Origin of the sequence: Mesorhizobium sp. M5C.F.Ca.IN.020.29.1.1 (assembly GCF_003997375.1) — a bacterium.
Lineage (GTDB): Bacteria > Pseudomonadota > Alphaproteobacteria > Rhizobiales > Rhizobiaceae > Mesorhizobium > Mesorhizobium wenxiniae.
In genome coordinates, this window is sequence record NZ_RZSW01000140.1 from 1 (window position 1) to 12,251 (window position 12,251).

The following is a 12,251-nucleotide window of genomic DNA, read 5'->3' on the forward strand; positions in this document are numbered from 1 at the left end:
TATTAGTATACAAATGATATTTGCGTCAAGACGCCAGCGTGAAACACCTTTCCAAACTGACACATATCGGTAGTCCTGATATTTCGGGTTTCGACAATGAAAGAGAATTTTTCGGCGCAGACGCTGGATTCCCTCGGCAGCGTCGTCGCCGGCATCGATGTCGGCGGAACCTTTACCGACCTGCTTCTGATCGACGGCCGAGACGGCGGCAAGGTGCATATCGCCAAGACCCCGACCACTACCGACAACCAGGCCTTCGGCGTCGTTTCGGCGCTCGGCGCCACCGGTTTCCCCATCCGCGGCATCGACCTCATCGTGCACGGCACGACGACCACCACCAACGCTGTGCTCGAACGCCGGCTGGCCAAGACCGGCATGATCACCTCGCGCGGCTTTCGCGATGTCATCGAGCTTGGCCGGCGAACGCGGCCGCAGCCCTATGGCATGACAGGCAGCTTCGTCCCGATCATTCCGCGCAATCTGCGGCTTGAAGTGTCGGAGCGCGTTGAAGCCTCGGGCGCAGTGCGCATCCCGCTCGACGAAGCCGAGATGCGCGCGGCGATTTCCCAGTTGATCGAGGCCGGCTGCGAATCCCTCGTCATCCATTTCCTGCATTCCTACGCCAACCCGGCGCATGAGCGGCGCGCCGCCGAGATCGCCGCCGAGCTTTGGCCGAATAGCTACATCACGACAGGCCATGCGCTGCTGTCGGAAGCGCGCGAATTCGAGCGCGGTGTCACCGCTTCGGTCAACGCCTCGGTGCAGCCGATCCTCGAACGCTATGTCGAACGGCTGCGCAAGGAATTGGGATCAAAAGGCTACGCCCGCGACTTCCTGATCATGAACGGCAATGGCGGCATGATCTCGGCCCGCTTTGTCACACGCGAGTCAGCCAAGACCGTCATGTCCGGCCCGGCCTCCGGTGTCATCGCCGCCGCCTATACGGGAAAACGCGCCGGCTTCAAAAACCTGGTCACCTACGACATGGGCGGCACCTCGACCGACGTGGCGCTGATCCGCAATGCCGAACCGGCGGTGTCGAACGAGATCGAGATCGAATATGCGATGCCGATCCATGTGCCGATGGTGGCGGTGCACACCGTCGGCGCCGGCGGCGGCTCGATCGCCAGCGTCGACGCGGCCGGCCTGATCCAGATCGGCCCGGAAAGCGCCGGCGCCAATCCCGGCCCGATCTGCTACGGGCGCGGCGGCAGCGAGCCGACCATCACCGATGCCAATCTGGTGCTCGGCCGGCTGGCGCCGAAAAAGCTTCTCGCCGTCGAGAATCCGGTCACCGTCGAACACGTCACCGGCATATTCGAGGACAGGATCGGCCGCCCCACCGGCCTGTCCGGCGCCGAGGCGGCGGGCGCGGTGCTGCGGCTCGGCAACATCAAGATGGCCGGCGCCATCCGCATGGTCTCGGTGTCGCGTGGCCACGATCCTCGCGATTTCGCGCTGTTCGCCTTCGGCGGCGCCGGACCGCTGCACGCGACGGCGCTGGCGCGCGAGCTCGGTCTGCCCAAAGTGCTGGTGCCGGCGCGGCCGGGCATCACCAATGCGCTCGGTTGCGTCGTCGCCGATCTCAGGCACGATTTCGTCAACACGGTCAACCAGCCGGTGGCCGGTCTTGATGAATCCCAGCTTCACGCTATATTGGAACGGCACCGAAACGAAGGCGAAGAGCTGATCGGCAAGGAAGCGGTGAAGCCGGAGACGATCCGCGTCACGCATTCCGCCGACATGCAGTTCGTCGGCCAGACCCATATCATCAACGTGCCGCTGCCTTCGTCCGCGGTGACACGTGAAACATTGCAGCAACTGTTTGAAAAGGCCTATTTCGCCCGCTTCAAGGTCGAGCTGCCTGAAATCCGCGCCAATCTGGTCAACCTCAACACCTCGGTAACCGGCGTGCGGCCGGCGATCGATCTGTCGCGATTGATCGACCCGGCAGGGCGCGCCGAAACGCTGGCCGAAGCGCGGCGCGAAATCCGGCCAGTCTGGTATGGCGGGCGCTGGCACGACACGCCGGTCTACAGCAGGGAGAAGCTGCCGCTCGACGCGGTCATCGAGGGGCCAGCGATCCTCGAACAGATGGACGCGACCACCGTGCTCGAGCCCGGCGACCGGGCGCGCTCGGACGCCGACGGCAACATCATCATCGACATCGGTGAGGCCTGAGATGGCAAAACTCGACACCATTACGCTTTCGGTCATCCAGGCGGCGCTGCAGCAGGTCTGCGACGAGATGGACCTGACCTTTTCGCGCGCCGCTTTTTCCCCCGTCATCGCCGAGGCCAACGACCGCTCCGACGGCATCTATTCGGCCGCCGATGGGTCGCTGATCGCGCAGGGCAGCCAGGGTCTGCCGGTGTTCGTCGGCGTGATGCAATACTCGACCAAAACCGTGATCGAGATGATCGCCGACGGAAGCTGCCTGCAGCCCGAGCCCGGCGACATCTACATCGTCAACGACCCCTATCTCGGCGGCACCCACCTGATGGACGTGCGCTTCGCCATGCCGGTCTACCGGGATAGCAAGATTTTCTGCTGGCTGTCGAACACCGGCCACTGGCCCGACATTGGCGGTTCGGTACCGGGCGGCTTTTCCGCCTCGGCGACGGCCGTGGAGCAGGAGGGCCTGCGGCTGCCGCCGGTGAAACTGTTCAAGAAGGGCGTGCTTGACCCGGAGATCTACGCCATCATCTGCTCTAACATCAGGGTTGCCGACCAGCGCATCGGCGACATCCGTGCGCAGGCGGCGGCACTGCTGATCGGTCAGGACCGACTAAATGAAATCCTGGATCGTTACGGCAGCGAAACAGTCGTCGAGGCGATCGCCGAACTGCGCCGCCGCGCCGCCGAACAGATGCGCGCCAACATATCAGCCATTCCCGATGGCATTTATCGCTCCAAAGCCTTCGTCGATTCCGACGGGGTGGTGAACGAGCCGCTGACCATCGCGCTTGCCGTGGAGAAACAGGGCGACACACTCAGCTTCGACTTCGCCGGCTCGTCAAAGCCTTGCGCCGGGCCGATGAACAGCGTCTTGGCGACGACCTTGTCCTCGGTCTATCTTGCGATGCGGCACATTTTCCCCGACGTGCCGATCAGCGCCGGGGCCTTCGAGCCGCTGATCGTCAAGCGGCCGGAAGGCACCTTCCTCGATGCCAGATATCCGCGACCGGTTTCCGGCTGCGCGGCCGAGGTTTCGCAGCGCATCGCCGAGGCGGTGTTCGCGGCGATGGTGCAGGCGCTGCCGGACAAGGTGACGGCCGCTCCGGCCGGCTCCAGCGGCAATTTCGCGCTCGGCGGCAACGATCCGGCCCGCGGCCGCGATTACGTCATGTACCAGATCTCCGGCGGCGGCTATGGCGGCAATGCCGGCCATGATGGCCTGACCAATGGCTGCTCGACCATCGGCATTTCAAAATCGCCGCCGGTCGAAATCATGGAGCAGGCTTTTCCGGTGCTCTACCGCCATTATGCCCTGCGCGAAGGCTCGGGCGGCGCCGGCAAGCATCGCGGCGGTTTCGGCCTCGCCTATGAGGTCGAGATCCTGCGCGGCGACGCCCGCGCCTCCTTCGTCATGGACCACGGCCGCTTCGGCCCGCAAGGCGCGCTCGGCGGCAAGGACGGCGCGGTCAACACGGTTACCGTGTTCCGCGACGGCAAGGAACATGTGCCGCCGCACCTCTCCAAGGAGCAGGACATCGCCCTGAAGGCCGGCGACCGCGTGCGCGTCGGCACGCCGGGCGGCGGCGGCTATGGCGATCCCCTGGCGCGCGACCCGGAACTGGTGCTGAGGGATGTCAGGCTGGGGTACTATACGGCCGAACAGGCCAGCGCGAAATTTGGCGTCGCCCTGTCGACGGATGGGCTGGCGATCGACCGGGCGGCGACGGACGAGAAACGCGCCCATCGCTGAGATAGGACGAGTTCTCTGCGCGACCCCTTCGCGCAACCAGATGCAACGCGGTCGCTTTCCCGGCCCTCACTTTCCCGCTTGACTGACCCGCCGTACCGAATACGCTATTGGGGAAATACCGGCTCCGACCGCCGGGCGGCAAAAATGCCTCGTATGCCTCGCCTTCCGCGGCGGCGGCTGCGGGGCATTGTTATTTTGGGGATTTGCTTGGGACGGCGTATCGAGATCGGCATCCTTTACTCGCGGTCGGGCAACTACCGCCTGCTGTCCGAATCCTGCCGTTCCGGTGCGATGACGGCCATCGCCGACATCAACGCCGATCCCGCCATCCCGATCGAATTCGTTCCGGTGGAGCGCGACCCGCAGGGCAACATCGATGGCTATGCGACGGGCTGCGCCGACATTCTCGGCAACAGCGGCGCGCGCCACATCATTGGCTGCATCACGTCATGGAGCCGCAAGGAGGTCATTCCGATCCTCGAGCGCGCCGGCGGCACGCTCTGGTACGCCTGCCCCTATGAGGGCTTCGAAGCAAACGAGCATGTCGTCTACATGCACGCTTGCCCGAACCAGCACCTCGTCCCGCTGCTGGCCCATGTCGTGCCGCGCTTCGGCGCCAACGGTTTCCTGCTCGGCTCCAACTACATCTGGGGCTGGGAGACCAACCGTGTCGCCCGCGACCTGATCGCCGACGCCGGCGGCAAGGTTTTGGGCGAGCGCTATCTGCCGCTCGGCGAGGTCGATGTCTCCAGGCTGATCGCCGAGATCCAGGCCACCCGGCCGGATTTCATCCTGAACAACCTGATCGGCTCCTCGTCCTATGCCTTCATCGCGGCCTATGCTGAGCTCGCCAAAGGCGATCTGCATTTCAGGCCGGAGCGCTGCCCCATCCTGTCCTGCAATCTGACCGAATGCGAGTTGCCGGCGCTCAATGATGCAGGCAATGGCCATCTTTCCGTCGGGCCGTACTTTCACGATATCTCGGCAGCGGATCGCCAGGGCGTTTCGGCGCCCTCCGTCATGCCTGCTTCATCCTTCGAGGCGGCCGCGTATGCCTCGGTGCGGACGCTTGCCGAAATCCTCGCCCGCAATCCCGGCGCACAATGGCCGGACCTTCCCCAGGCCTTTGCCGGAACCTCGTTTCGAACCCCGCTCGGCGACATATCCATCGATCCGCAAACCCAGCACGCCACCTTGCCGGTACAGATCGGGCGCATCGAGGGGACCGCATTCAAGACCGTCACGCTGACCAAGGGAGTGGCGCCCGATCCCTATCTGTCCCGCTATGACCGGACCGAGACGTTCGGCCGCCCACGCCTGAGGGTGGTGTCGTGAGCAAGGTCCCGCGCATCCCGAATCTCGGCGGCGCCAGGGCCTTTGTCCTGCATCGTCCGCATCCGACGGTGCAGGCGATCACGCGGCAATTGTCGGCCATCGGCCTCGAGACGGTCGGCTGCTGGCCGGAACTGCCGGCCGAGGCGCTGGCGGCGGACTTCGTCTTCTTCGATGCCGATCTCGGCTTCGACGAACAATTCCCATGGGCGCCGGGTGAGGCGCCGATGCCGCTGGTGGCGCTGATCGGCTCCGAAGCGCCGGGCCGCATCGAGTGGGCGCTGTCGCACAAGGCCGACGCCCAGTTGCTGAAGCCGGTCGGCAATGCCGGCGTCTACAGCGCCCTGTTGATCGCACGGCAGAGCTTCGAGGCGCGCAAGCTTTTGGCAAGCGAGATATCGGCGCTTCGCCTGCGCGTCGCGGAGCGCCAGACCATCGTGCGCGCGGTGGAGGCGTTGTCGAAAGGCGCCGAGGACGGCCGCGCCTATGCGCAGCTCCGGTCGCTGGCGATGAGCTGGCAGATCAGCGTCGAGGAGGCCGCGCGCCGGATCGTGGCGATGACGGAAGAAGGCGGCGATGACCAGTCCCATCGCGCCTGACCTTCCGGCAACCGGGCGCATGCCGGTCAAGCCACGCGCCGGCGTCTGGCGGCGCCTGGTCAAGCGCCCGCTGGCGCTGCTCGGCCTGGTGATCGTTGCCATCGTCGTGGCCGGCGCCGTCCTGGCGCCGTGGTTGACCGGCTACGATCCGAACGAGCAGATGTTCGACGGGCTGACGCTTGAAGGCGCGCCCTTGCCGCCGAACGCCAGCTTCTGGCTGGGCACGGATCTGCTCGGCCGCGATCTGCTGACCCGCATCCTTTTCGGCGCGCGCACCTCGCTGATCATCGGCATCGTCGCCAACGGCGTGGCGCTTTTGATCGGCACGCTGGTCGGCGTCTCCGCGGGCTATTTCCGCGGCTGGATCGGCGGCGCGCTGATGCGCTTCACCGATCTGATGATGGCCTTCCCGGCGCTGCTGCTCGCCATCTGCCTGGCGGCGGTGCTCCAGCCGAGCCTGTGGATCGTTGCCATGGTGATAGCACTGGTGAACTGGGTGCAGACCGCGCGGGTCATCTACACCGAGACCAGCTCGCTCGCCGAGCGCGAGTTCATCGACGCCGAGCGTACGATCGGTGCCAGCGCATCACGCATCCTGTTTCGCCATATCCTGCCGCATCTGCTGCCGACGATCATCGTCTGGGGCACGCTCGGCATCTCGACCACGGTGCTGCTCGAAGCAACGCTCAGCTATCTCGGCATCGGCGTGCAGCCGCCGACCGCATCCTGGGGCAACATCATCTTCGAGAACCAGACCTATTTCCAGGCAGCACCCTGGCTGGTCTTCTTTCCAGGTGCGGCGATCCTGGCGCTGGCGCTGGCCTTCAATCTCATCGGCGATGCGCTGCGCGACATCCTCGATCCGACGCAAAGGGGCCGGGCATGATTGCCTATCTCGGCCGCCGTATCATCCAGTCCGTGCTCATCCTGCTCGGCGTCTCGCTGATCACCTTTGCGCTGCTCTACCTGCTGCCCGCCGACCCCGTCCGCCAGATCGCCGGCCGCAGCGCCACGCCCGCGACGGTCGAGAACATCCGCCGGCAGCTCGGCCTCGATCAGCCCTTCTTCATCCAGTACTGGCACTATCTGACCAGCCTGCTCAGCGGCGATCTCGGACGCTCCTACATCCAGCGTTCCGAGGTCACTGAGCTCATCGTCTCGCGGCTGCCGGCAAGCCTGCTTTTGATGGTCGGCGCCATCCTTTGCGAGCTGGCGATCGGCCTGACGATGGGCCTGCTTGCCGCCGTCAGGCGTGGCACCGCCACCGACCAGACGCTGATGGTCGCGTCCTTTGTCGGCGTCTCGGCGCCGCAATTCGTCGTCGGCCTGCTGCTCCTTTATGTATTCGCCGTGCGGCTCGGCTGGTTTCCGATCGGCGGCTACGGCACCTGGCGCCATCTGGTGCTGCCCTCGCTGACCATGGGGATACTCGGCGCCGGCTGGTACGCCCGCATGATGCGCTCGTCGATGATCGACGTGCTGCGCCAGGACTATATGCGGACCGCCCGCGCCAAGGGCCTTGCGCGCGGCGCCATCATCTTCCGCCACGCGCTGCCCAACGCCATCCTGCCGGTCATCGCCATGATCGGCATCGACATCGGCATCTTCATGGGCGGCATCGTGGTGGTCGAAAGCGTGTTCGGCTGGCCCGGCATCGGCCAGCTTGCCTGGCAGGCCATCCAGCGCGTCGACATTCCGATCATCATGGGCGTCACCCTGGTTTCGGCCTTCGCCATCGTGCTCGGCAATCTCCTGGCCGACACCGTCGCACCGTTCATCGATCCGCGCATCAAGCTTAGATGAAAACCAAAAAAGACCGGTAACAACCAGAGAAAGGGAACATGAGATGAAGAAATTCTTGACCTCCACCGTTGCGGTATCGGCGCTCGCGCTGATGCTCGGCATGACAAGCGCCCGCACCGAAGACGCCGTCGATCCGAACGCCAAGCCGGGCGGCGCGATCACCATCACCTACAAGGACGACGTCGCCACGCTCGATCCGGCCATCGGCTATGACTGGCAGAACTGGTCGATGATCAAGAGCCTGTTCGACGGGCTGATGGACTACGAGCCGGGCACCACCAACCTGCGGCCCGACCTCGCCGAGAGCTACGAGATCGCGCCCGACGGCAAGACCTTCACCTTCAAGCTGCGCCAAGGGGTGAAGTTCCACAATGGCCGCGAGATGACTGCCGACGACGTGAAATATTCGCTCGATCGCGTCACCAATCCGAAGACGCAGAGCCCGGGCGCCGGCTTCTTCGGCTCGATCAAGGGCCATGAGGATGTCGCTGCCGGCAAGGCGGAAAGCCTGGCGGGCGTCACCGTCGTCGACCCCTACACGATCAAGTTCGAACTTACCCGGCCCGACGCCACCTTCCTGCATGTCATGGCCATCAACTTCTCGCATGTCGTGCCGAAGGAGGAGGTCGAGAAATACGGCGCGGACTTCGGCAAGCATCCGGTCGGCACCGGGGCGTTCAAGCTCGCCGAATGGATGCTCGGCCAGCGCGTCGTCTTCGAGCGCAACCCGGATTACTGGCACAAGGGCCTGCCGCATCTCGACAAGGTCACCTTCGAGATCGGGCAGGAGCCGATCGTGGCGCTGCTGCGGCTGCAGAAGGGCGAGATCGACATTCCCGGCGACGGCATTCCGCCGGCCAAGTTCCAGGAGGTGATGGCCGATCCCGAGCAGAAGGCCCGCGTCGTCGAGGGCGGCCAGTTGCACACCGGCTACATCACCATGAATACCACCATGGCGCCCTTCGACAATGTGAAGGTGCGGCAAGCGGTCAACATGGCGATCAACAAGGACCGTATCGTTCAGCTGATCAACAACCGTGCGGTGCCGGCCAACCAGCCGCTGCCGCCGTCGATGCCCGGCTACAACAAGGAATTCAAGGGCTATCCTTATGACGTGGCCAAGGCCAAGGCTTTGCTTGCCGAGGCTGGTCATCCCGATGGTTTCGACACGCAGCTGTTCGCCATGAACACCGATCCAAACCCGCGCATCGCCCAGGCGATCCAGCAGGATCTGGCGGCGGTCGGCATCAAGGCCAGCATCCAGTCGCTCGCGCAGGCCAATGTTATCGCAGCCGGCGGCGACAAGGCCGGCGCGCCGATGATCTGGTCCGGCGGCATGGCCTGGATCGCCGATTTCCCCGATCCGTCGAACTTTTACGGGCCGATTCTCGGCTGCGCCGGCGCGGTTCCGGGCGGCTGGAACTGGTCGTGGTACTGCAACAAGGATCTCGACGCCAAGGCGGCGGAGGCCGACTCGATCGTCGACCCGGCCAAATCAGGCGAACGTGCCAAGATGTGGAGCGCGATCTACGGCAAGATCATGGAAGACGCGCCCTGGGCGCCGGTCTTCAACGAGCAGCGTTTCACCTTGAAATCGGCCCGGATGGGTGGCGCCGACAATCTCTATGTCGATCCCGTCCATATCCCGATCAATTATGACAATGTGTATGTGACCGATGTGCAATAACTGCGACTACACCATCCATGGGCGCCATCACCATTTCGGCTGGGACAATTCCTTTGTCCCGACTGAGCGGGTGGCGCCCGGTTCGACGATCGAGTTCCAGTGCCTCGATTCGTCGGGAGGCCAGCTTCAGGCCGACAGCACCGTTGCCGACGTCGCTTTGCTCGACTTCGCCAAGGTGAACCCGGTGACCGGGCCCATCTATGTCGAAGGGGCCGAGCCGGGCGATGCACTGAAGGTGACGATCGAGATGTTCAAGCCGTCCGGCTTCGGCTGGACGGGGAACATTCCGGGGTTCGGCCTGCTCGCCGACGACTTCCCGGAACCGGCGCTGAACATCTGGACATACGACGCCGTCTCGCTCGAGCCGGCGCTGTTCGGCAGGCAGGCCCGCGTGCCGCTGAAACCCTTTGCCGGCACCCTCGGCAACGCGCCGGCTGAAATGGGCCTTCACTCGGTGGTGCCGCCAAGGCGCGTCGGCGGCAATCTCGACATCCGCGATCTCGCGGCCGGCACCACGCTCTATCTGCCGGTGGAGGTGGCCGGTGCGCTGTTTTCGGTCGGCGACACGCATGCCGCGCAGGGCGACGGCGAAGTGTGCGGCACGGCGATCGAAAGCCCGATGGATGTCGTGCTCAAGCTCGACCTGGTCAAGGATGCGCGGCTGAAGACACCGCGCTTCACCACGCCTGGCCCGGTGACGCGCCATCTCGACGCCAAGGGCTATGAGGTGACGACCGGCATCGGACCGGACCTGATGACGGGCGCCAGGGAAGCGGTCTCCCAGATGATCGACCTGCTTGCCGGCCGCTACGGAATGGACCCGGTCGAGGCCTACATGCTGGTTTCGGTCTGCGGCGATCTCCGGATCAGCGAGATCGTCGACATGCCGAACTGGGTGGTGTCGTTCTACTTCCCGCGCTGCGTCTTCGAATGAGCAAAGGCGCAACCAGCAAGCGGACCGGGGCTTTTGCCCCGGCCGTTTCGGTCATGGCCGGACCGGTGCTGGAGATCTCCGGCCTCTCCGTCAGCGTGCGTGGCGAAGATGGCGAGCGGCCGGTGGTATCAGAGCTATCGTTCTCGCTTTCGCGCGGCGAGACGCTTTGCATTGCCGGCGAATCCGGTTCCGGCAAATCGATGACCGCACTGGCGATCATGCAGCTCTTGCCGCAGCCTGCAGCCCGCATATCGTCAGGCACGATCCGGCTTCGCGATATCGATCGACGTGACATCGATCTGGCTGGGCTCGATGAGCGCCAGATGCGGCGCATTCGCGGCGACCGCATCGCGATGATCTTCCAGGAGCCGATGACCTCGCTCAATCCGGTGCTGTCGATCGGCCGACAGCTGGTCGAGTCCATCGAGGCCCATACCGGTCTGTCCCGCGCCGAGGCGCGCCGGCGCGCCATCGAGGCGCTGAAGGCCGTCCGCATCCCGGAAGCCGAAAGCCGGCTAAAACAGTTTCCGCACGAACTGTCCGGCGGCATGCGCCAGCGCGTGATGATTGCCATGGCGCTGGCGCTGAAACCGGATGTGCTGATCGCCGACGAGCCGACGACGGCACTCGACGTCACCGTGCAAGGCGAGGTGCTGGAACTGCTGCGCGATCTGCAGCGCGAACACGGCACCAGCATCATCCTCATCACCCACGACATGGGCGTGGTTGCCGAAATGACCGATCGCGTCGTCATCATGCGGCACGGCCGCATGGTCGAGCAGGGAACAGCCGCCGATATCTTTGCCCGCCCGCAAGCCGACTATACGCGTGAGCTGCTCGCCGCCGTGCCGCGCATTGGTACCGGCGTCGGCCGCCAAAAATCCGCCGAACAAAAATCCGTCGAAGCGGAAATGCCCGCAAGCGTGGCGGTGGTCAACGATCTGCATGTCCATTTCGACCTGCGCGGTGGCTTCTTCGGCCAAGTGAACCGCCGTGTCCACGCCGTCGAAGGCGTCAGCTTTTCGATCGCGCCGCACGAGACGCTGGCGCTGGTCGGCGAATCCGGCTGCGGCAAGTCGACCACCGCCAAGGCGCTGGCCGGGCTTGTGCCCTACCACGGCGATATCGTGATCGGCGAGCGCAATCTGGCGGGCCTTGGCCGTGACCAGCGCAAGGCGGTTCGCCGCGAAGTGCAGATGATTTTCCAGGATCCCTATGCCTCGCTCGACCCGCGCATGCGCGTCGGCGACCTCGTTGCCGAGCCGCTGTTGATCCATGGCATCGCCTCGAAGGAAGAGCGCAGCCAGCTTGTGGCGGCGCTGTTCGAGCGCGTCGGCCTGTCGGCCGACCAGATGGAGCGCTATCCGCACGAATTCTCGGGCGGCCAGCGCCAGCGCATCTGCATCGCGCGTGCGCTGGCGCTCAGACCCAAACTCATCATCGCCGACGAAAGCGTTTCGGCGCTCGACGTGTCGGTGCAGGCCCGCGTGCTCGACCTGCTGAAGGAACTGCAGCGCGAATTCGGCATCGCCTATCTGTTCATCTCGCACGACATGGCGGTGGTCGAGAACATTTCCGATCGTGTCGCCGTCATGTATCTCGGCCAGATCGTCGAAATGGGCACCCGCGACCAAGTCTTTTCGAACCCGCGCCATCCCTACACGAAGCGCCTGATCGAGGCCGTGCCGGTGCCCGATCCGGCAAAGCGCCGGCCGCGTTTCGCGCGTCTCGATCAGGAGATCCCGAGCCCGACTCGAAAAATCGGCGAGGAGCCGCCGAAACTGGCCCTGAAGGATCTTGGCAACGGTCATCTCGTTGCTGTTTCCTAGAGCGGGATGAATTTAGGTTGGCGGGCCGCGCTCGCGCGAGTTTTTGAAGGTGCTGGTGCAGGACGCTGATCTGGATGGGCTGCAGGTCGCAAACATCTAGGATTAGCCGAAGCATCCCTCCACTTCGTCATCCCAGGGC

9 protein-coding genes are annotated in these 12,251 nt (G+C 64.7%); all 9 read left to right on the forward strand.

Translation table 11 applies throughout. The annotated features are described in order from the left end of the window. Positions 1–96 precede the first annotated feature (96 nt). The 9 genes from EOA85_RS13775 to EOA85_RS13815 all read left to right on the forward strand — a co-directional run bounded on the left by EOA85_RS13775 (position 97) and on the right by EOA85_RS13815 (position 12,112). The gene (locus EOA85_RS13775) at positions 97–2,181 is read left to right on the forward strand and encodes a hydantoinase/oxoprolinase family protein (RefSeq protein WP_127209797.1); all 2,085 of its coding nucleotides are present in this window, start codon (positions 97–99) and stop codon (positions 2,179–2,181) included. Between the two features lies 1 nt (position 2,182). Then, positions 2,183–3,928, forward strand: coding sequence for a hydantoinase B/oxoprolinase family protein (locus EOA85_RS13780; RefSeq protein ID WP_127209798.1), 1,746 nt, complete (start codon positions 2,183–2,185; stop codon positions 3,926–3,928). Between the two features lie 207 nt (positions 3,929–4,135). Next, positions 4,136–5,263: a transporter substrate-binding protein gene (locus EOA85_RS13785; RefSeq protein ID WP_127209799.1), complete on the forward strand. Its 1,128-nt coding sequence runs from the start codon at positions 4,136–4,138 to the stop codon at positions 5,261–5,263. Continuing rightward, positions 5,260–5,859 (forward strand): transcriptional antiterminator, encoded by a 600-nt coding sequence (locus EOA85_RS13790; RefSeq protein WP_127209800.1) that lies wholly within the window; start codon positions 5,260–5,262, stop codon positions 5,857–5,859. Before EOA85_RS13785 ends, EOA85_RS13790 begins: the two co-directional genes overlap by 4 nt. Positions 5,860–5,878: 19 nt before the next feature. Then, on the forward strand, positions 5,879–6,745 hold the full coding sequence (locus EOA85_RS13795) for an ABC transporter permease (protein WP_206523298.1): 867 nt from the start codon (positions 5,879–5,881) through the stop codon (positions 6,743–6,745). After that, entirely contained in the window at positions 6,742–7,662 is a 921-nt protein-coding gene (locus EOA85_RS13800) for an ABC transporter permease (protein WP_127209802.1), read from the forward strand. The genes EOA85_RS13795 and EOA85_RS13800 overlap by 4 nt, the downstream gene beginning before the upstream one ends. A 43-nt stretch (positions 7,663–7,705) precedes the next feature. Beyond that, positions 7,706–9,349, forward strand: coding sequence for an ABC transporter substrate-binding protein (locus EOA85_RS13805; protein ID WP_127209803.1), 1,644 nt, complete (start codon positions 7,706–7,708; stop codon positions 9,347–9,349). Beyond that, a complete protein-coding gene (locus EOA85_RS13810) occupies positions 9,339–10,283 on the forward strand; it encodes an acetamidase/formamidase family protein (protein ID WP_127209804.1) in 945 nt (314 codons plus the stop codon). Before EOA85_RS13805 ends, EOA85_RS13810 begins: the two co-directional genes overlap by 11 nt. A gap of 53 nt (positions 10,284–10,336) precedes the next feature. Next, positions 10,337–12,112 carry an ABC transporter ATP-binding protein gene (locus EOA85_RS13815; protein ID WP_127209805.1) on the forward strand — a complete coding sequence of 592 codons (1,776 nt, stop codon included), beginning with the start codon at positions 10,337–10,339 and terminating at the stop codon, positions 12,110–12,112. Positions 12,113–12,251: the final 139 nt, after the last annotated feature.

What these genes read in the sequence shown, in the direction of transcription:
- EOA85_RS13775 (WP_127209797.1), top strand. Translation starts at nt 97, where the DNA reads ATGAAAGAGAATTTTTCGGCGCAGACGCTGGATTCCCTCGGCAGCGTC.
- EOA85_RS13805 (WP_127209803.1), top strand. Translation starts at nt 7,706, where the DNA reads ATGAAGAAATTCTTGACCTCCACCGTTGCGGTATCGGCGCTCGCGCTG.
- EOA85_RS13800 (WP_127209802.1), top strand. Translation starts at nt 6,742, where the DNA reads ATGATTGCCTATCTCGGCCGCCGTATCATCCAGTCCGTGCTCATCCTG.
- EOA85_RS13810 (WP_127209804.1), top strand. Translation starts at nt 9,339, where the DNA reads ATGTGCAATAACTGCGACTACACCATCCATGGGCGCCATCACCATTTC.
- EOA85_RS13780 (WP_127209798.1), top strand. Translation starts at nt 2,183, where the DNA reads ATGGCAAAACTCGACACCATTACGCTTTCGGTCATCCAGGCGGCGCTG.
- EOA85_RS13795 (WP_206523298.1), top strand. Translation starts at nt 5,879, where the DNA reads ATGCCGGTCAAGCCACGCGCCGGCGTCTGGCGGCGCCTGGTCAAGCGC.
- EOA85_RS13815 (WP_127209805.1), top strand. Translation starts at nt 10,337, where the DNA reads ATGGCCGGACCGGTGCTGGAGATCTCCGGCCTCTCCGTCAGCGTGCGT.